Below are 20,018 nucleotides of genomic sequence, written 5' to 3'. Positions count from 1 at the left end.
CAGTGTGTGCCCGCTCCCCCGGAACGTCTTATCCTATAGCGCCTCCATATCACGCAGACTCTATCGTTTTCATGACTTTCAACGGCGACGACGATCCCAAGCCGCCCGGCACACCGCAAGCCGATGCGCTGGCCTGGTTTGCGCGGCTGCGGGACAGCGAAACCGGCGCGGCCGAGCGGGAAGCTTTCGCCGCATGGCGTGCAGCCAAGCCCGAACATGCCGAGGCCTACGCCCGCGTGGAGAAGCTGTGGAATTCCCCGGCTTTATCCAAGGCGCTGGCAAGATTTCCCGCCGCGGTCCCGCCGGTCGTCGTCCGAACCCCGTGGCGAAAGCCACGCCGTTGGGCCGCGGCCGCCTCCGTCCTCCTGCTGGTCGGCTGGCTTGCTGCCGCGTCCGGACTCATCGACCGCTGGCGCGCCGATTACACGACGGTAGCCGGCGAGCAGCGCCGTATCGCGCTGGCGGACGGTTCCACCGTCATCCTGAACACCGATTCCGCCCTGGCGCTCGATTTCAACGACGATCGGCGCGGCGTTCGCCTCCTGGCCGGCGAGGCCTATTTCGAGGTCCGTTCCGACAGCGCACGGCCTTTCGTCGTCAGCACCGGCAACACGACCGTACGGGTGGTCGGCACCCGGTTCTCGGTTCGGACCGGGGAGACAACCTCGGTCGCCGTCGACAGCGGTATCGTCGCCTGTACCAACGGCCAAGGCGCCGGCGTCCGGGTAACGGCCGGACAGCGGGTATCGATCTCGCAGAAAACCGTCACGCCGCCGGAGCAAACCGACGCCGAACGCGCCTTCGCATGGCTCAAGGGACGCCTGATTTTCAAGGATCGATCCCTGGCGGACGTGCTGGATGAACTCGACCGCTATCACCCCGGCATCATCGTCATGGCCAACGGCAAACTCGGGGACAGCCGTGTCACCGGCAATTACAAACTCGACGACACCGCCGCCGTGGTCCGTGCCCTCGCGGACATCACAGGCGCCCGCGTCATCACCGTCTCGCCCTATCTGACGGTGGTGCGGTAGCCGTTTGCAGTGATATCGAAAAAAGGACGACGGCCGCAAGCCATGCGGCGTTTCGACGGCATCGACGCGCTTAACGGCCGTAAAGTTGTGTGGAACGCGCGTGCGGCGCGTGGGCCGGCAATCCTTTGTCCACCCGATAGACCGTGCTTGACAGTGTTTCACCTCATGTCCATCATTCGGACGCCATCGGCAAAATCGCCCCTCGGATTTCCGATCCGCCCAAGCGCAAGATGAAAATTTTTAACGTGGCGCGGCACACCCGGCCGTACTTCGACGCTTTCAATAGGTTTCGTGGTTCCGGCCGGATGAAGGCATCCGGCCACGCCTGCTCCGGGCAGGCGGAAGAGCCGCGGCTATTGATCCGCTGAATCCGCCCTATGCCAACTCCCTTCGAACGTACCTGGCGCGCCCTTGATGCCGACTCCACGCGGCCTCGGACACTCGGCATAGGGCTCGCGAGCCTGCTGCTGGGAGGATGGCTGATGTGGTTCATGGGTGGGCAGGTAGGGATTTATGAAATATCGGGCAGTACCAGCCTGGAAGTTGCGATCGCCGCGCATCCGATCGCAACCCGGATCGACGGACGGGTGGTGGAGGCCCGGCTGGAACTGGGCCGCCGCGTCAAGATCGGCGAGGTTCTGGTCGAACTCGATGCCGAAGCCGAACGTCTCGCCCTCGCCCGCAGTGAAGCACGCTTGGCGAGCTTCAAGGCTCAAGCCGTCGCGTTGCGCCCGGAAATCGAAGCGCGTGAAGCGGGCCTCGCGGCCTATTCCGGCGCCAAAACGCTACTGGTTGCCGAATCTCGCGCCAATACCGAGGAAGCCATGGCGCAAACCCGTTTCGCCGAGTCGCAGGCAGCCACCCGGCGGATGCTGGTAAGCCGTAACTTCGTGTCCCGCGAAGTTCTCCACGAAGCCGAAACCAAAGCCGAAGCCGGACATGCAGCAGTCCGGGCACGCAAGGCGAACACCGGCCGCATGAAGCGGGAAGCCGAGGTTGAAATCGCCGACCGCCGGGCGGAGATCGCCGAACTTCAGCGCAGGCTGGCGGATCTCGAAGGCCGGGCGACGGCCGAGGAAGTCGAAGCCCGCGCCATCCAACAGCGAATCGACGCGCATTTCATCCGGGCCGCCATCGACGGGTACCTGGGACGGGTCGAAATTGTGCGCGTCGGCACGGTGGTACAGGCCGGGCAGGTTTTAGGCACCGTGGTTCCCGACGGCGAACCGCATGCGGTGGCCTGGTTCGGAAGTTCCGCGGTAGGCCGCATCCGGCCACACCAATCGGCTCGCCTGCGGCTGGATGGATTTCCCTGGACCCAGTACGGCACGCTGGCGGCGACGGTCGACTCGGTCGGCAACGATCCTCTGGGCGACCGTGTCCGGGTCGAACTGGTTCTCCGCCCCGAATCGACACCTTTCATTCCCTTGGTACACGGCCTTTCCGGCACGACGGAAATCGAAGTCGAACGGATATCCCCGGCCCGCCTGGTGCTGCGGGCAGTCGGGCGCTGGTTGACCACCCGGACCGCCAAGGCCGCGAAAACAACAGCCCTGGACCTATCGCCGGGGAAGTCCATGAGTCACACCGGAAATCGTTAATTTGTCACTGATGGCGCGCACGAAAAGCGCTTATGCTTTTCCCCGATGCCGGAATTCAGTTCCCGGCAGTTCGATGCGTGAAATTAACGTTTCGGAGAAGACATGAAAGTAAAAAGCAAAGTCAAAGCCGGTGCTCAGACTCTCAACCGCTGCGATACCTTCCGCCGCTGATCCTCGCTGACCGGCGATAAAACCGTTCCCACTATCTTGCAAATGATGCACGTTTCGGAGAATGACATGAAAGTAAAAAGCAAAGTCAAAGCCGGCGTTATTGTCCATAACCGTTGCGAAACCTTCCGCCGCTGATCCTCGCTGACCGGCGATAAAACCGTTCCCGCCTTATAAGGCGGGAACGGTTTTCATCACAGCCGACTTTCGGCTTTTCCTTGCAAGGCCGCAGCAGACGGCCTATCGGTCTCCCATGACGCATCCGCGCGCCGTTTTTTCGTCCCAGAAGTCGTGCAAACCTCGCTCATGGACTGCGGACCGGCGGCGTTCAGGTCCTTGCTCGAAGGCTTGGGTGTCCCGGTGAAATCAGCTACCACCCGCAGAGCGGGTGGTTTGATGAAGGCCCCCTGAGGGGGCCGAAAAACGGATGAAAGGGCCTAAAGACCCTGGATATGCAGTTGCTCGATGCGCCTCTCCTCAGCTTCCTGATGACGGATATAGGCTCGAATCACTTGCTCATCCAATCCCACAGTGCTGACGCAATACCCCTTGGCCCAGAAATGTAGCCCCGTGAAGTTTCGCTTCTGTCCCAAGAATTCCCGATGGATACGGACCGCGGATTTCCCTTTCAGAAAGCCCACCGTATAGGCCACGCTGAACTTCGGCGGAATACTCAAGCACAGATGAATGTGATCCGGCATCGCGTGCCCTTCCACCAACTCGATGCCCACTTGGCGGCACAACTCGCGGAAAATCCCCCCGATCCGTCGCCGCAACGTTCCATAGATTGCCCGGCGCCGGTATTTGGGCACAAACGCAACATGGTACTTGCAGTACCATTTGACGTGCGATTGGCTCTGCCATTCTCGCATGATGACCTCCTTCCAATTGCAGTTGTAGGAGGGAGGTCATCGACCATCCAAGGGCGCTCGCCGGAACGGAAGAGCCTTGCGGAGTCCACCGCCAGAGGCGGTGGCTTACCTAATCGAGTTATGGGCGGTTGCGGGAGACCTGCCAGACCGACGTAGACGGCACGCCGGAGCAACGGTCGACTCGGTCGGACACCGGCTTACCACCCGGACCGCCAAGGCCGCGAAAACAACAGGCCCGAACCTATCGCCGGGGAAATCTATAATTGACATCCTCCCCGGCCTGAAGGCCGGAGATTCCTACGGCGCTCAGGGGCGGCATTGAGCCGCCCCTGAGTCGCTTCGGTGGGTTCCTGCTGCTGGCGACCCTACTGCATCGCTCACTTCACAGGCGAACCGGGCGTGTCCCGCCCTTAGCACATTGATCGCGCCGACCACCTCGGCGTTTTCCTCGAAGCCACATTCCACACACGCAAATCGGGCTTGCGTCTGCCGGTTGTCGGCAGACACATGGCCGCAGCACGGACAGGTACGGCTCGTGTTCTGTGGCGGCACTGCAACTAGCCAGCCGCCTTGCCACGCCAGCTTGTAATCCAGTTGGCGGCGGAACTCGAACCGGCCTTGATCGAGGATGGACTTGTTCAGGCCGGACTTGGCCCGAACGTTTCGTCCCGGTTGTTCGGTAGTACCTGCCGCTGACCTGGACATGTTCCGTACCTGCAAATCCTCGATACACACCATCGCGTGGTTTTGGCTGATCGCGGTCGAGGTCTTGTGCAGGAAGTCGCGGCGGGCGTTGCCGATGCGGGAATGAATGCGCTGGACGCGGGCTTTCGCCTTCTTCCGGTTGTTGCTGAACTTCACTTTGCGGGAGAGGGCTTGCTGTGCCTTGCGCAAGCGTGTCTCATGCCGCTTGAAGCTGTTGAGCGGCGCGTAGAACGTGCCATCCGAGAGCGTGGCGAACCGGGCCAGCCCCATGTCGATGCCGACCGCGCCACCCTGCGGGATGGGCTGCTCGACCTCGCGCTCGGTCTGGATCGACACGAACCACTTACCGCCCGACAGGCTGACGGTGACGTTCTTCACCGTACCCAGCACATCCCGGCTATTGCGATAGCGCAGCCGGCCGAGCTTGGGCAGGAAGATGCGACTGTTGCCCTGATCGAGCTTGATCTGTTTCGGGTCGGGGTAGCGGAAGCTGTCGCGCTGGCCTTTCTTCTTGAAACGTGGAAAGTCGGCCCGCTTGGCGAAGAAGTTGCTGTAGGCCCGCTCCAAATCCTTGAGAGTCTGTTGCAGCGGATGCACTGGCGCATCCGCCAACCACGCCGTTTCATCGCTGTTGCGCCACTCGGTGAGCAGCTTGCATAGCCCGGCGTAGCCCAGCTTCTTCTCTCCGCGCTCGTAGCGCTCTTTCTGCAACGCCAGCGCCTTGTTGTAGACGAACCGGCACGAGCCGGCGAAGCGGCGCATCCGGCGCTGCTGCTCGCCGGTCGGGCGTAGTTCGAATGTGAAGGCTTTGAGGCGTTGCATGCGCATAGTATAGTTTGGTCTATGAACAATGACAACGATATAAGGCATGGACGGCAATGCGTTTTCAAAATGCACGTCCACTTGGTCTTTGTGGCGAAGTATCGCCGCAGGGTATTCGATGGCGACGCCATCAACCGGCTGCGCACGATCTTCGCCAAGGTCTGCGCCGACTTCGAGGCGCAACTGATCGAGATGGACGGCGAGGACGATCACGTTCACCTGCTTGTGGAATACCCGCCCAAGGTGGCTGTCTCCAATCTCGTGAACAGCCTCAAAGGCGTCTCCAGTCGCCTGCTGCGGAAGGAACGGCCCGACATCCAGAAGCGCTACTGGAAAGGCGTGCTGTGGTCGCCGTCCTATTTCGCTTCAAGCTGCGGCGGCGCGCCGATTTCCATCGTGCGCCAGTACATCGAGCAGCAGCAAACCCCACACTGAAACCCAAAAAACAAGGACGGCTCCGCCGTCCGCGCTATCCTTCCCCGCCCTGAACGGCGGGGCTTGTCACGCACCGGGTCACACCGGAAATCGTTAACTTGTCACTGACGGTGCGCACGAAAAGCGCTTATGCTTTCCTGATTAGCGAGAAAGTTCAGCACAGGCTCACGTGGTGAGCGAGTATAGGCTTTAGACTATGGCCATCGATCACAAGAGAGGTGTCCCATGTCAATGAACCAAGTGCAATTTCAAAAGGGATTGTCGTTGGCCGAGTTTCTGACCCAATACGGCACCGAAGCACAGTGCGAAGCGGCCTTACAAGCTCTGCGTTGGCCGGACGGTTTCCGTTGCCCAGCCTGTGGCGAGGCACGGCATACGGTATTCAAACGAAATGAGCGAACCTACTGGCCATGCGGACACTGCCGAAAGCAAACGACGTTAACCGCCGGGACGCTCTTCGAAGCGACCAAGCTGCCGCTCACCACCTGGTTTCTGGCGATGTATCTCCTAACCCAGGCCAAGAACAATGTCTCAGCCTTGGAGTTGATGCGTCATCTCGGAGTGTGTTATCGCACCGCCTGGCTGATAAAGCACAAGTTGATCCAGGTGATGGCGGAGCGGGAGGCGGATCGGCAATTGAGCGGGCGGGTCGAGATCGATGATGCTTACCTGGGCGGTGAGCGCTCGGGGAAACGGGGACGAGGGTCGGAAAACAAAGTCGCCTTCGTGATGGCGGTGCAAACCACGGATGACGGACGTCCGTTATTTGTGCGTATCGATCCCCTGCCGTTCACCCAGCAGGCGATTGCGGAGTGGGCTCAACGCGCCTTAGCTCCGTCGACTTATGCACTCACCGATGGTTTGAGCGGGTTTCGGAGCTTGCAGCACGTCGTCGCTCGCCACGAATGCCTGATTCTGGGCTCTGGGCGGCAGTCGGCACAACATCCTGAGTTTCGTTGGGTTAACACGTTGTTGAGTAACCTGAAGACCGCGATTTCCGGTACCTATCACGCGTTCAAATTCGAGAAATACGCCAAGCGGTATCTGGCCGAGTTCCAATACCGTTTCAATCGGCGTTTCGATCTCAAAACGCTGCTTCGCCGGCTAGCGCACGCTGCCGTATTCACTCCACCTCGCCCCGAGTGGCAACTTCGCTTAGCTGAAGTTCATCGCTAATCAGGTATGCTTTTCTCCGATGCCGGAATTCAGTTCCCGGCAGTTCGATGTCTGAAATAAACGTTTCGGAGAATGACATGAAAGTAAAAAGCAAAGTCAAAGCCGGCGGTATTAATGTGAACCGCTGCGAGAACTTCCGCCGCTGATCCTCGCTGACCAGCGATAAAACCGTTCCAGCCTTATAAAGCACCCCATTACCCACATCTTTTTACAGCTTTTAAATCAATGGGTTGCCTGCCACACCAAAGTTCCGATTCAAGGCGATGGCGCACTGGCGCAAGCCGAAAATCAAGCACTTGGATCGGCGCGACTGGCCTGGCCTCCATAGGCAAAGGACTTGTGGGTAATGGGGTGCCTTATAAAGCCGGAACGGCTTTCATCACAGCCGACTTTCGACTTTTTTTGCACGGCCGCTGCAGGCGGCCTATCGGTCTCCCATGACGACATCCTCGCGCCGTTTTTTCGTCCCCGAAGTCGTGCAAACCTCACTCATGGACTGCGGACCGGCGGCGCTCAAGTCCTTGCTCGAAGGCTTCGGTATCCCGGTGAGTTACGGGCGGTTGCGGGAAGCCTGCCAGACCGACGTGGATGGGACCTCCATCGATACCCTGGAAGAACTCGCCAAATCCCTGGGACTCGACGCCGAGCAGGTGATGCTGCCCCCGGACCATTTGCTGATCCCCGAGGCCGGCGCCTTGCCCGCTATCGTCACGGTACGCCTGCCCTCGGGACTGCCCCACTTCATGGTGGCCTGGCGGCGGCACGGCGGCTGGGTGCAGCTGATGGACCCCGCATCCGGCCGCCGCTGGCAGACCCGCAAGTACTTTCTCCGAAACCTGTACATCCATCGCATGAAAGTGCCCGCCGCCGATTGGGGGGAATGGGCGCGTTCGGACGATTTTCTCGTCCCGCTGAATCGCCGCTTGCGCGAATTGGGACTTGCGAAGAGTGCCCGCGCGCTACTCGCCGAGGCGGCGGAAACACCCGGCTGGCAATGCCTGGCGGCGCTTGATGCCGCCACCCGACTGACCGCTTCGCTGGTTCGTGGCAAGGGGCTCAAGGCCGGCCCAGAAGCCGATGCCCTGCTGGAAGACATCTGGCGGCGGGCGGCCTCGTCGCCCGACGAAGCGCTCCGGTTCATCCCGGAAGCTTATTGGTCGGTGCGCCCGGTGCCGCCCGACGACGACACGGAAGAAGAGGAAGTCCTACTCAAGGGCGCGGTGCTGATTCGGGTGAGAGGACGCCTGGCCGAGCGTCCCGCGGCGGAAAGCGAGGATGACGAAACACCCGCGCCGCTCAGCGCCGAACTCGCCGCCGCCCTCTCCGAGGCCCCGCCGCGCCCGTTGCGGGATTTGCTGGAGTTGCTGCACGGCGACGGATGGTTGTCTTGGACCGCCCTGGGCGGCGGTCTGCTGCTGACGGCATTGGGCTTCGTCCTCGAAGCGTTGCTGTTGCGCGGCGTACTCGATCTGGGCCATGACCTGGGGCTGATGCCGCAGCGGCTTGCCGCCTCCGGCTACTTCCTGCTGTTCGTCTTCGCTCTGCTGTGGCTGGAACTGCACGTCACCGGCGCGCTACTTCGGCTGGGCCGGCGCCTCGAAACACGCCTCCGCATCGCCGTGCTGGAGCGGATACCACGCCTGCCCGATCAGTATTTCCGCAGCCGCCCGGTTTCCGACATGGCCGAGCGCAGTCATGTCGTGCATCGGCTCGGGCGGCTACCGCAACTGGGCGGGCAATTGCTCCGCGCGGTACTGACTCTCATCGTTACCGGTGCGGCCATCGCCTGGCTCTATCCCGCCGGATCGCCGATCGCCGCCCTGTCGGTGGTGCTCGGAGTGGGATTGCCGCTGGCTTTCAACGGCAGTATCGAGGAACTGGAATTGCGGGCTCGAACCCACAACGGCTCGCTCATCCGCTTTTACCTGGATACCCTGCTGGGGCTCTCGGCGATCCGTTCCCATGGCGCGGAAGCGTCGATACGCCGGGAACAGGAAGACCTCATGGTTGCCTGGGGCGGCGCCCGGGTGCAATTGTTCCGTGTCCAATGGCTGGCGGAGGGACTACAGGCGGCGGCCGGTTTCGGTCTGGCGGCCTGGCTGCTGTTCGATTATGCCGCGAGCATCCCGGACCCGGCCGGGGCGCTACTCCTGGCCTACTGGGCGCTCCACATCCCGGCGCTCGGCGAGGAGATCGCCCTCCTGGCGCGGCAGTATCCGATGCACCGCAACCTGGCCCTGCGCCTCATGGAGCCTCTGCGCGCACCGGTCGAATGGGATGCCGCCCCGATGGCACAACTGCCCGAAGCTTCCTTGCCCGGGGTCGAAATCGTTCTGGAAAATGTCGCCGTCCATGCCGGCGGCCATACTTTGCTGCACGGTATCGATCTGCATATCCCATCCGGCTCCCACGTGGCCATCGTCGGTCCATCCGGCGCAGGGAAATCCAGCCTGGCGGGGCTGCTGCTGGGCTGGCATCGGGCAGCAGAGGGCGAGGTGAGGATCGACGGAGAGCTTTTGGACGCCGCTCGCATGGATCTCCTGCGGCGCGATCTGGTCTGGGTCGATCCTGCCGTCCGCCTGTGGAACAGGAGTCTCCTCGACAATCTCTTCTACGGCACGCAGCCGGGCGCGGACTTGTCCTGGACCCTGGGCGCGGCGGAGCTGCTCGGCATCGTCGAGCGCCTGCCGGACGGCTTGCAGACTCTGCTCGGCGAGGGCGGTGGACGGCTGTCGGGCGGGGAGGGGCAGCGGGTGCGGGTAGGCCGGGGCCTATTGCGTTCCAATCCGCGCCTGGTGATCCTGGACGAGCCATTCCGCGGCCTGGAGCGCCCGGTCCGGCGCACCCTCCTGGAGCGGACCCACGCCCACTGGCGGGACGCCACCTTATTGTGCATCACCCACGATGTGGGCGAAACGCTGGGATTCGAGCGGGTGCTGGTGGTGAACGGCGGACGCATCGTCGAGGACGACGCTCCGGCGGAACTGGCGGAAAATCCGGAGTCCCTCTATCGCGCCCTGCTGGACGCGGAAACCTCGGTACACGAAGAAATCTGGGGAGATCCACGCTGGCGGAGGCTGCGGGTACAGGAGGGAGAACTACGCGAATGGAAGGTGCCGGAACCGGAGAAAGCCGCCGCTATCCCGGTAGGCTCGGTCAGGGATGGGGCGGGTTTCAGTGGGAATTGAACGGCCATTCACCAATAGGTTGCACCATTCGGATATCGACCGGATGTTATAACGAGCCGTTTCCCGCTTTCTTTTCGTCCGGATGCCGGCTATCTTCCCACAGGAAGCGCTGATCAAGTCTCCAATTCGGAGAAACGACCTGCGCAAATGATTGATCTAACAGGCCCTCACCCAACCCTCTCCCAGAGGGAGAGGGCTTATTCAGATTTTCCCACACACCCACCGCTCGGAAAAAGAATAACAACCTATGAATCAACCCGAACACCAGTTACGCCAACGTATCGCCTCGCTCGAAAACCAACCGGATGCGGAGGAAGAACTCGCCTCTGCCTTGAACGATCTGGCCGATCTCCTGGCCGCGCGGGGACATTGCGGCGAGGAAGTTCTAGCGCTATACCGGCGCGCCTTGGAACTGTTCGAAGTCAACGGGGGCTCGGATCAGCCCGACGTGGCCAATGTCCTCAATAATCTCGCCTCCTCCCATTACGAGCGGGGCGAATACAGCGAGGCGGAGAACTTGAGCGGGCGGGCGGTCGTGATCATGGACGGGCTGTTCGCCCAGCCGGAACTGGTCGCGGACACCGACGCGGATACGCTGGCGGCATGCCAGCGCATCCGCCGGCATGCCTTGAGCCAGTTAGCTTTGACCCGGCGCGCCCAAGGCCGCTACGCGGAGGCGGAGTCGATCCTGGCCCGGGCTTTGGCGCTGATGGAAGAACATTTCGGCCCGGACAGCCAGGAACTGGCGATTACCCTCAACGATCTGGGCATGCTCTATAAATACTGGGGGCGCTATGATCAGGCCGAACCGGCCTATCGGCGGGCACATGATATCCTGGAAAGACTATACGGACCGGATGATCCGGTACTGGCGGGGATTTTCTACAACCTGGGCGGTCTGGATCACGCGCGGGGCCGCTATGCCGAGGCGGAACCCCTGTGCCGCCGGGCTCTGGCTTTACAGGAAAGGGTTTTGGCGGACGGTCACCCGCAACTGGCCGTGACCCACGGCACCCTGGCTGCCATTCTCGATGGACAGGGCCGGTACGATGAGGCCGAAGCCCTGTACCGCCGCGCCCTCAAGGTTCATGTTGCCCGGCACGGCACAGAACATCCGGAAGTCGCCCTGCTGCTCAACAATCTCGGCGCCATCGCCGAAGCCCGCGGCCACCAGGCGGAAGCCGAGGCGTTGTACTTGCGGGCGCTGGACATCCGCGAGCGCTGCCTCGGTCCCGACCACCCGCTCACCGCCACCTGCCTCAACAACCTCGGTATGCTGTATCCGGCCATCGGCAAGGGCAGGAACGCCGAAGCACTGTTCCGGCGGGCGCTGGACATCCTGGAAAAAACCGCGGGTCCGGAACATCCCCACACCCTGATCTGCCGCGAGCACTGGGAAACCTCTCGCTTTGCCGGCGGCGCGTGATCCCCTCGCCCGAACTGGAAAAGCTGGCCTGGCCCATTGATCGCCTGGGCGAAGCGGTCGCCGCACTGGGCCACGCCCGCGGCTGGGCCGATCCTGCGCACGGCGTACAGGTCGCACCCCATCTCGGGAGCGATGACCCCGAGGCCGCCTTGGCATTCGAGCTATCCAGAACCGCCGCACATCTGGGCCTCGAAACCGAAGCGGTCGAAACCGGTTATGCCGGCATCCGCGCGTTTCTTGCCCGCTGCGCGCCGGCCGTGTTGCGTCTGCCCGGGAATCTTTTCTTACCCGTGCTGGCACGGCGCGGCAAGACTCTTCACGTCCTGTGCGCGGATCTGCAACGGCGGCGCCTGCCTCTGGAAACGGTACGGGAAGCACTATGCCGCGCACTGGACGACGAACTGGCCGCCGATATCGACGCCCTCATTTCCACCGCGCGCGTACAGGGGATCCGCCGCGCCCGTGCACGCGCCGCCTTGCTGGAAGAACTTCTGGCCGATCACCGCATCCGGGTAGGCTGGCTGGTCCGCCCGGCATGCACCGCTTCGCTGGGCCGGCAGGCAAGCGACTATCGGGTGCGGGGACTGCTGAGCACCCTGTTCGCCGCTCATACCCTGGCCTTCCTGTTGTGGCTGGGTGCCTGGTGGCTGCTGGGACAAGGCGTGTTCTCCGGACATCTCGACATCGGTTGGCTGCAAGCCTGGGCGCTGCTGCTTCTGACCCTGCTTCCGCTACGCTTGCTCGCTTCCGGAGCCGCCGGCTGGTTCGCGGTCCGCGCCGGCGCCCTGCTCAAGCGGCGCCTTTTGGCCGGTGCGTTGCGGCTGGACCCGGAGGAAATCCGCCACCTCGGGGTCGGACGTCTATTGGGCCGCACTCTGGAAACCGAAGCCCTGGAGCAAACGGCCGTGGCCGGCGGTTCTCTCGGATTGACGGGTCTGGTGGAACTGGTCTTGGCTTTCGGCATTCTCGGGCTGGCTCAGGATTCCCGGCCGTTACTCGTGCTGGCCGCCTGGAGCCTGGCTGGAGTGGGATTCGCCGCATATTACCTGCGGCATCAACGAAACTGGACGGAAACCCGTCTGGCCCTGACCGACATCCTGGTAGAGGGCATGGTGGGCCACCGCACCCGCGCGGTTCAAGAATCTCGGGAGCGCTGGAACTCTCGCGAGGACCACGCATTGACGCGCTATTACCAAGTCAGTCAGGCGCGGGACCGCGCCGCCCTGAACCTGCGGGCGCTACTGCCGCGCGGCGGCCTGCTCGTCGGCATTGCCTCGCTTGTCTCCGCTTTCATCGCCGGAGGCGACGGCGCCGTGCCATTGGCGCTCAGCCTCGGAGGCGTGCTGGCTGCGTATCTGGCCTTCCGCCATCTTGGCGAAGGACTGGAGCAAATACTGGGCGCCTGGGTGGCTTTCGAGCAAATCCGCCCATTCTGGCGCGCCGCGGCCCGTCCTGAAATCCTGGGACACCCCGGCGTCTCCGGCAACAAGACCACTTCCGGCCCGGAGCGCCCGATCATCGAGGCGCACAACCTGATCTACCGACACGCCGGCCAGTCCGATCCCGTGTTGTGCGGCGCTAGCCTTCATATCGGAGCGGATGACCGGGTGCTGTTGGAAGGTTCCTCGGGGAGCGGCAAATCCACCCTGGCTTCGCTCCTTTCCGGGCAACGCCTGCCGGAAGCCGGCCTCTGCCTGATCGGGGGCCTGGACCGCGCCAGCTTGGGCGAGAGGACATGGAGACGACATATCGCGCTGGTGCCGCAGTTCCACGAAAACCATATTCTCATGGGCTCGCTGGCGTTCAATTTGCTGCTCGGGCGGGGCTGGCCGCCAGCGCAGAAAGACATCGATGAAGCCGATGCCCTGTGCCGCGCCCTGGGTCTCGGACCGCTCCTGGAACGGATGCCAGGCGGCATCTTCCAAATGGTGGGCGAAACCGGCTGGCAACTCAGCCACGGCGAACGCGAACGCATCTACATCGCCCGCGCCCTGCTGCAAGGGGCGGAAGTGGTGATTCTGGATGAAAGCGTTTCGTCGCTGGACCCGCAAACCCTGCGGAACACCATGGCCTCGCTGTGGGAGCGGGCACCGGCTTTGGTGCTGATCATCCATGTCTGAAGCGGCCGCGGTCGATCCCGCAGTCTTCTCTCGAGCTATCAGCCTACGCGGACTACAAACTCGACGACACCGCCCCCGTCGTGCGAGCCCTCGCGGACATCACAGGCGCCCGCGTCATCACGGTGGTGCGGTAGAGCGTTAACCTGCGTTCCCCCGGTATGCCGGACGCGCGCTTCGCTTGTCCCAGCCCGTGAAATGACCGTGGCCCGTATGCGGCGCAGCGTAAATACGGGACCTCATAGCCCCGAATCCCGTATTCCGCTGCGCCGCATACGGGCTACAGGTTGCGGCCGCCCACCACAAAACCGCCGAAACCGTGGATTGGCAATCCCTTGCCGACAACCACGCTGAACTACGCGACGACAAATTTCTCTATGATCCGGTGTGTACTCCCACCCCCTGAAACGTCTCGGTAACCAGAGCCTGAATCAGGCATACAACACCGACATCGGGAGCATCCATGACAAGAACAACAAACCGGCATTCGAGCAAAGCCTTCTCACCCACGCTCACGCGCCTCGCCATCGGTCTCGCGCTGGCATTGCCGCCGTTTGCCTTTACCGCGCCGGCCCCGGCCGCCGAGTCCGCCGCCCTCGGCGAACAAGCCATATCGTTCTCGATCCCCGCCCAGCCGCTGGAAGACGCATTGAACGAGTTCATAGCCGTCACCGACTGGCAGGTCGGCTTCGCGGCGGGCCTCGCCAAGGACGCGCGTTCCCCCGGCGTCTCCGGACGCCATCCGCCAGCGGAAGCCCTGAGAAAACTCCTGGCGGGAACCGGCCTCGTCTATCGCCATACCGGAGCCAGGGCGGTCACGCTGAAACGGGCTCCGGAGCCGATCCGCCTCGCCGCGGCCGAAGGCAACGAAGTACGACTGGCACCCGTTACGGTGAAAGATACGGCGATGGACGAGAACGATCCGTACGATCCGAGCTATACCCGCACCAACGCCGCGACGGCCACCAAAACGGACACTCCGATCATGGAGAACCCAATGTCGATTCAGGTGGTGCCGCAAGCCGTATTGAAAGATCAACAGGCTTTTCGCTTGCAAGATGCCGTGAAAAACGTGAGCGGTGTACAGCAATACTCCACCAATGGCGGAACCCTGGGCGGAAACGACACATTTGTCGTGCGTGGATTCGAGTTGGGAAACATACGTTATCGAAACGGTATCAGGATTGCCGGAAATAACGCCGATTTTGCCAATCTGGATCGGATCGAAGTGCTCAAGGGACCGGCTTCCGGATTGTATGGGCGCATTGAGCCGGGCGGACTGATCAACGTCGTGACCAAGAAACCGTTGACGGAACCCTATTATTCCCTGGAACAACGCTTCGGCTCCTACGATTACTACCGGACCGAAGCCAATGCCACGGGACCGCTTACTCAAGACGGATCGCTTGCTTACCGGCTGGATCTCTCCTATCTCGATACCAAGTCGTTTCGCGACCTTTTCGTCAATGACAGGATTTTCGTAGCGCCCGCCATCAGTTGGAAACCATCGGACAGCACCGAATTCAATTTGTCGGTCGAGTATCTGCACGAAGACCGAACGTACGACGCGGGCATTCCGGTCATCGGCAATCGGATCGCACCGGTTCCGATTTCCCGTTCGTTTACCCAGAAAGGATTAGCCGATAATAACGCGTATTGGCTGATCGATTTCAATTGGTCGCATCACTTTAATGAGAACTGGAAACTGAGAAATGGTGTATTGGCCACAGAAGTCACGTCCACCTTCGAAGAAGTCTATGTCGAGGATAGAGTTGCTCCGAACGGCGATGCCACACGCGGGGCTTGGTTCGGTGGCGGCGACAACGATCTGCAGACGGTTTATCTGGATCTGACGGGTAAATTCGAAACATTCGGAATCCGGCATAAGCTGCTCATCGGAGCCGATTACTACCATTATCGTGATCATAAGCAGGCCACCAGCCGTTTTGTCGACAATATCAATATCTTCAAACCACTGCCCAAGATCGATCTGGAATCGGCCAAGGGACCGCCCTATCTGTGGAATTCCATACAAACCAACGAATGGTATGGCGTTTATTTCCAGGATGAAATGACGCTGTGGGACAAACTGCATATCATGGGCGGCGGACGCTACGACATCGCGACCTTTGGCTCCGGTTCTTCCGATCAAAATCTTGCGCAGGCACGTTCCAATTTCACCGATTTCGAAGAGAACTATTTCAGTCCGCGTGTAGGCATCCTCTATCAGCCTTGGGAATGGCTTTCGCTGTACGGACACTTTGTCGAATCATTCGGAGCCAACAATGGTCAACAAATTTCCGGCAAACCTTTTGATCCCCAAACTTCGACCGAATTTGAAGGCGGAATCAAGACGTCATTTTTTGACGGGCGGTTGATCGGCACCCTGGCTTATTATCATTTGACCAAGCAGAATGTTCTGACGCCCGATCCCAATAACCGTAATCTGCTGGCAGCGATCGGCGAGGCCCGTAGCCGAGGCGTGGAGCTGGATATCAGCGGCCGATTAACGGATGGGCTGAGCATGATCGGCACCTACGCCTACACTGACACCGAAGTGACTAAGGACAACTCGGGCAACCAGGGAAACCGCCTGCCGCATGTGCCCCTGCACTCCGGAAGTTTCTGGCTGAAATACGATTTTCAACAGGATGTCCTGAACGGTCTCAGCATAGGCGCGGGCGTTTACGCCGCCGGTCGGCGTTACGGCGATGCCGCCAATAGCTTTTCCGACGGCGCCTACGCACGCTTGGACTTGATGGCGGCTTATCGTTTCAATGTGGGACCCACGAGACTGACCGCCCAGGTCAACATCCATAACGTCACCGATACCGAATACTTCATACAGCGCGCAGCCTGGTCCAATAACCCGGCTGAACCGTTGATGGTATTCGGATCGCTGCGATTGGAGCTTTAGATGAGCGGCATCTATCGGCAAATTTTCGGTACGCACAGCGCATGCACAGAGCGTAGGCTGGGGTGAGGCACGAACCCCAGCCTACCATGGCCGAGTTTCGGGCAAGGAATCGAATTACCGGCCGAAATGATCGACGACGATTTTCCCTCCCGACATCACCAAATCCGGTGATTCCAGGAGTTTAAAGTTTTCCAGTGCATTACCCTTGACCGCGATGAGGTCGGCGGGAGCACCGACGCTCAGGGTGCCGAGCGGAGCGAGACCCAAGACCTCTCCCGCTTTGGACGTGGCGGTTTGGAACACCTCCAGAGGCGTCGCCCCGGTCAGGTGCACCAATAAATGAAGCTCCTGGGCATCGATGCCCCAGGGAATTTCCGTATGGGCGATTTCGGCGCCGTAGAAAAGCTGGGCGCCCAGGCTCGCCAATTTGGAAACGTTCTGGCGGATGCCCGGACAATGGGAAAGCGTATCGAGCGTGCTCAGAATCCTGACACCTTGTTGAACGGCTTCGTTGAGCAATTCGTCGGATATCGGCTCGCAGGGGACATGAGCCCACTCGTCGACACCGGCCGCCAGTGCGCGAGCCACGCCTTTCGATTCCGCCACATGCGCCGACACCTGTTTGCCCAAGCGATGGGCTTCGTCCACCACGGCGCGGGTGATTTCCAGGGACGGCATCGGCCAGGGAGGCGGCGTCGAAGCCTCATGTCCCGTACTCCATGAGGCACCCTCTTCGCCGCCGGGTTCCAGTGCGATTTTGATGATTGCAGCACCGCCTGCAACCAGGCGTTGTACGAGTTGTCGCGCCTCTTCGGGCGTTTCGACCGGCGCCGCCACCTCGCCGTGCCCGTGACCGGGCTGGCCGAATACCGGAATGGGATATCCGCCGGGTACGGTGATGATCGGGCCGGCCGTCGACAGGCGCAGACTGCCTTCTCCACCCGAAGACGGCAACAAAGGCCCGCCCACATCCCGAACGGTCGTCACCCCGTGGCGTAGCACCGTATCCTGCGGCACGTTCTGAAACGCCAGATGGCCGTGCAACTCGATGAAGCCGGGAAGCAGAGTGGCATCGCCGAGCTCCATCACGCGCGCGCCCTTCTTGCGGAACCGCTCTGACGGCCCTATGCCCGCCACCTTGCCGTCGACGATCGACACCGCATAATTCGTATGCAACTCGACTCCGTCGAATACCCGCTCTGCCCGCAGAATCAGGGATCTCGCCTTGTGCGTCACCCCTGCCGCCCGCGTTTCCTCCAAGGGCGCTCCAATTGCGCCGAACAGTATGAGCCCGGTAAAAAACAGATTCTTCCGTAGCCGGAATAGGCGTTTCGTTTTGGAAATCATGGACAGATTCTCGTGATTTTTGCGGCGATAACAAAGCTCTGTGAAAACGATCTGCTGGCTGCCCGAACCAAAGATTCCGACCCGACCGTCTCCGGCAGGAGGGTGTCGCGAAAGGTAGATCAGGGTACGCGGCAGCGAGGACCGATGTCTGGATTGTGCTGGGCTTCGAGCCTCCTCAAGAACCGGCATCAGGAACTTTCGCGACACCGTCCTTCGGGAAATAGCAAAACAATCGGCCGGATTGGTCGCACGGACGCTCCGGCAGCCGAGGTCGTTAGGAGCAATATGTGGGCCACCGCGACAGGTCTTGCGGAACGGGGATTCCGGAAGGCGGCCGGGCGTTTTGCAGTGGGATATGCCCGATGGCCGAGTGATTTCACTCAGCTTGGCGTCGTGAAGGGCGGCTTCGGCGCTTCCGAAGACGCCGTTTGCGATTGGGAAGAGATTCCCGATCTACGGGGGCACGATCGTAGGTCGGCAATCCCTTGCCGACGAAAGCGCTCGACCGGGCCGCGTGACGTCGGGAAAGGATTCCCGACCTTGTATTATGAATTCCGTGTGGTTCGGAAGGGGTTGGAGAAGACTCCCGACCGGTCACCCCAGGCCTGGAGGGCGCTCCAGGTTTGAGCGACTGGATGCCGTTCCCGCCCTTGGGACACCAAGCCCGTTGCGTCGATCGATGCAGCAGTCGCTCACCCTCATCGAGCGATCGAACAGTATCTTCGGCCCGGCTTGCCGGCAGCCCGCATTCACAAGGTAGATCATTTGAGGTTCATGATGCCCACGTTTTATCTCGGAATTGATGTCGCCAAAGCCAAACTGGACTGCGCGTTACGCCTCCCCAACGGGAAGTTCCGAACCAAAGTCATCGCCAACTCCCAAGACGGGTTCGCCACCCTCGTCACTTGGCTCACCGGCCCAGAGGCACGGAATGTTCACGTGTGTATGGAAGCCACTGGGGTGTATTGGGAAGACGTCGCCCAGTGCTTGGCTACCCAAGGATTCACTGTCAGCGTCATCAACCCCGCCCAAATCAAAGCCTATGCCGCTTCCCGCTTAACCCGGACCAAAACCGATGCCGTTGATGCGCGCCTCATCGCCGAATTTTGCGCCGAACGCCATCCGCCTCCCTGGCAGGCGAGAAGCGAAGCCGAAATCGCCTTGCGCGCGCTCGTGTTGCGTCTGGATGCGTTGCAAGCCCTGCGGACCCAGGAAAGTAACCGCCTGGAGGTCGCCCGCGACGCGGTGCGCACCAACATTCAAGAACACCTGAATTGGCTCGATCAGCAGATCAAGAGCCTGATCAAAACCATCAATGAGCACATCGACTCTAACCCCGATCTGAAGGGAAAGCGCGAATTACTCGAGAGCATCCCCGGTATCGGGGAACGCACCATCGCCATTCTGCTCGCCTTCTATGCCGAGCCCAGCCGCTTCGCCAATAGCCGACAAGCCGTCGCCTTCGCCGGGCTCGACCCGCGCCGGCAGGAGTCCGGAACGAGCGTGAAAACCAAGCCGCGGCTGTCCAAAGTCGGCCATGCCTTCTTGCGCAAAGCCCTCTACATGCCGGCCATGGTGATCCTGTATAAGACCGCTTGGGGCCAGCCCTTCAAGAACCGGCTCGCGCTCTCGGGCAAGCCCGCCAAGCTCATCATCGGTGCCATGATGCGCAAGCTCCTCCAGGTCGCTTTCGGCGTCCTCAAGTCCGGAAAACCCTTCGATCCAGCACTCCATGGCACTTGACCCGGATAACAGTATCTACCGGGTGCTCGGTTGTAGGTCGGCAATCCCTTGCCGACGAAGCCCTCGATCGGGGCACGGCGTCGGGAAAGGATTCCCGACCTACGACCGAGTACCCGTCGGGTAGATATGAAGATGCTCTAATTCCAAATGGCTTTCAAATTAGGAATTCATTCGGCGGGACGGGTTCGGGGCCGCGAGGCCGTAACCCACCGACGGTCTCGAACGGTGGGTTACGCTCCGCTCACTCGCCCTACTCGAATGTCGGATGGAATAAGGCCGATGTCTTTGACGTGTACTTCTACTCCTATTCTCGTATTCGAACGGTCATTCCCTATCCATTCGGCTCGGCTGCGTGGGAATTACGCGTTGCCCCGGTGTCCGGTCCTTCCGACACTCGCATGCATTCCCGCTCGCGTCCTGCCTATGGGTTTCCGACGGCTCGTTCCATCCTTTTGGAACCGGATAAA

The 20,018-nt window shown here is 61.3% G+C and carries 14 protein-coding genes; 10 read left to right on the top strand and 4 right to left on the bottom strand.

The genetic code is table 11. The features are described 5' to 3' along the window. Positions 1–71: 71 nt before the first annotated feature. From sS8_RS00760 to sS8_RS00750, 3 genes are all read left to right on the top strand, one after another. Positions 72–1,034 carry a FecR family protein gene (locus tag sS8_RS00760; RefSeq protein ID WP_119627973.1) on the top strand — a complete coding sequence of 321 codons (963 nt, stop codon included), beginning with the start codon at positions 72–74 and terminating at the stop codon, positions 1,032–1,034. 143 nt (positions 1,035–1,177) lie between these two features. Further along, positions 1,178–1,402: a hypothetical protein gene (locus sS8_RS00755; protein ID WP_119627972.1), complete on the top strand. Its 225-nt coding sequence runs from the start codon at positions 1,178–1,180 to the stop codon at positions 1,400–1,402. 9 nt (positions 1,403–1,411) lie between these two features. Next, the gene (locus sS8_RS00750; protein ID WP_119627971.1) at positions 1,412–2,635 is read left to right on the top strand and encodes an HlyD family secretion protein; all 1,224 of its coding nucleotides are present in this window, start codon (positions 1,412–1,414) and stop codon (positions 2,633–2,635) included. 30 nt (positions 2,636–2,665) lie between these two features. Here the strand turns inward: sS8_RS00750 and sS8_RS00745 are convergent, their stop codons facing one another. The 3 genes from sS8_RS00745 to sS8_RS00735 form a co-directional block, all read right to left on the bottom strand. Further along, on the bottom strand, positions 2,666–2,914 hold the full coding sequence (locus tag sS8_RS00745) for a hypothetical protein (protein WP_119627970.1): 249 nt from the start codon (positions 2,912–2,914) through the stop codon (positions 2,666–2,668). 326 nt (positions 2,915–3,240) lie between these two features. After that, a complete protein-coding gene (tnpA, locus tag sS8_RS00740; protein WP_119627969.1) occupies positions 3,241–3,675 on the bottom strand; it encodes an IS200/IS605 family transposase in 435 nt (144 codons plus the stop codon). Between the two features lie 306 nt (positions 3,676–3,981). After that, positions 3,982–5,208 carry an RNA-guided endonuclease InsQ/TnpB family protein gene (locus tag sS8_RS00735; protein ID WP_197716652.1) on the bottom strand — a complete coding sequence of 409 codons (1,227 nt, stop codon included), beginning with the start codon at positions 5,206–5,208 and terminating at the stop codon, positions 3,982–3,984. Between the two features lie 15 nt (positions 5,209–5,223). Here sS8_RS00735 and tnpA (sS8_RS00730) point away from each other — a divergent pair, with 15 nt between their 5' ends. From tnpA (sS8_RS00730) to sS8_RS00705, 6 genes are all read left to right on the top strand, one after another. Next, positions 5,224–5,637 (top strand): IS200/IS605 family transposase, encoded by a 414-nt coding sequence (tnpA, locus tag sS8_RS00730; RefSeq protein ID WP_119627968.1) that lies wholly within the window; start codon positions 5,224–5,226, stop codon positions 5,635–5,637. A 225-nt stretch (positions 5,638–5,862) separates the two neighbouring features. Beyond that, on the top strand, positions 5,863–6,813 hold the full coding sequence (locus sS8_RS00725; protein ID WP_119627967.1) for an IS1595 family transposase: 951 nt from the start codon (positions 5,863–5,865) through the stop codon (positions 6,811–6,813). A 437-nt stretch (positions 6,814–7,250) separates the two neighbouring features. Beyond that, positions 7,251–10,001 carry an ATP-binding cassette domain-containing protein gene (locus tag sS8_RS00720; RefSeq protein ID WP_119627966.1) on the top strand — a complete coding sequence of 917 codons (2,751 nt, stop codon included), beginning with the start codon at positions 7,251–7,253 and terminating at the stop codon, positions 9,999–10,001. A gap of 247 nt (positions 10,002–10,248) precedes the next feature. Next, positions 10,249–11,427, top strand: a complete 1,179-nt coding sequence (locus sS8_RS00715) for a tetratricopeptide repeat protein (RefSeq protein WP_119627965.1) — start codon at positions 10,249–10,251, stop codon at positions 11,425–11,427. Further along, on the top strand, positions 11,424–13,547 hold the full coding sequence (locus sS8_RS00710; protein WP_119627964.1) for an ATP-binding cassette domain-containing protein: 2,124 nt from the start codon (positions 11,424–11,426) through the stop codon (positions 13,545–13,547). Before sS8_RS00715 ends, sS8_RS00710 begins: the two co-directional genes overlap by 4 nt. A 460-nt stretch (positions 13,548–14,007) precedes the next feature. After that, positions 14,008–16,461, top strand: a complete 2,454-nt coding sequence (locus sS8_RS00705; RefSeq protein ID WP_119627963.1) for a TonB-dependent siderophore receptor — start codon at positions 14,008–14,010, stop codon at positions 16,459–16,461. Between the two features lie 114 nt (positions 16,462–16,575). On the opposite strand, the gene sS8_RS00700 is transcribed toward sS8_RS00705, so the two are convergent. Next, positions 16,576–17,808 (bottom strand): amidohydrolase family protein, encoded by a 1,233-nt coding sequence (locus sS8_RS00700; RefSeq protein WP_119627962.1) that lies wholly within the window; start codon positions 17,806–17,808, stop codon positions 16,576–16,578. 777 nt (positions 17,809–18,585) lie between these two features. Here sS8_RS00700 and sS8_RS00690 point away from each other — a divergent pair. After that, entirely contained in the window at positions 18,586–19,551 is a 966-nt protein-coding gene (locus sS8_RS00690) for an IS110 family RNA-guided transposase (protein ID WP_084161956.1), read from the top strand. The last annotated feature ends 467 nt before the right edge of the window (positions 19,552–20,018 follow it).

Source organism: Methylocaldum marinum, from assembly GCF_003584645.1.
GTDB classification, from domain to species: Bacteria; Pseudomonadota; Gammaproteobacteria; order Methylococcales; family Methylococcaceae; genus Methylocaldum; species Methylocaldum marinum.
Note: the sequence above shows the minus strand (reverse complement) of the source record. Positions and strands in the feature narration are given on the sequence as shown.

Bases quoted from the DNA above. Each gene is read 5' to 3' on its own strand.
- tnpA (WP_119627968.1), top strand. From the start codon at position 5,224: ATGAACAATGACAACGATATAAGGCATGGACGGCAATGCGTTTTCAAA.
- tnpA (WP_119627969.1), bottom strand. From the start codon at position 3,675: ATGCGAGAATGGCAGAGCCAATCGCACGTCAAATGGTACTGCAAGTAC.
- sS8_RS00720 (WP_119627966.1), top strand. From the start codon at position 7,251: ATGACGACATCCTCGCGCCGTTTTTTCGTCCCCGAAGTCGTGCAAACC.
- sS8_RS00760 (WP_119627973.1), top strand. From the start codon at position 72: ATGACTTTCAACGGCGACGACGATCCCAAGCCGCCCGGCACACCGCAA.
- sS8_RS00750 (WP_119627971.1), top strand. From the start codon at position 1,412: ATGCCAACTCCCTTCGAACGTACCTGGCGCGCCCTTGATGCCGACTCC.
- sS8_RS00725 (WP_119627967.1), top strand. From the start codon at position 5,863: ATGTCAATGAACCAAGTGCAATTTCAAAAGGGATTGTCGTTGGCCGAG.
- sS8_RS00705 (WP_119627963.1), top strand. From the start codon at position 14,008: ATGACAAGAACAACAAACCGGCATTCGAGCAAAGCCTTCTCACCCACG.
- sS8_RS00690 (WP_084161956.1), top strand. From the start codon at position 18,586: ATGCCCACGTTTTATCTCGGAATTGATGTCGCCAAAGCCAAACTGGAC.
- sS8_RS00700 (WP_119627962.1), bottom strand. From the start codon at position 17,808: ATGATTTCCAAAACGAAACGCCTATTCCGGCTACGGAAGAATCTGTTT.
- sS8_RS00735 (WP_197716652.1), bottom strand. From the start codon at position 5,208: ATGCGCATGCAACGCCTCAAAGCCTTCACATTCGAACTACGCCCGACC.
- sS8_RS00745 (WP_119627970.1), bottom strand. From the start codon at position 2,914: ATGGACAATAACGCCGGCTTTGACTTTGCTTTTTACTTTCATGTCATT.
- sS8_RS00715 (WP_119627965.1), top strand. From the start codon at position 10,249: ATGAATCAACCCGAACACCAGTTACGCCAACGTATCGCCTCGCTCGAA.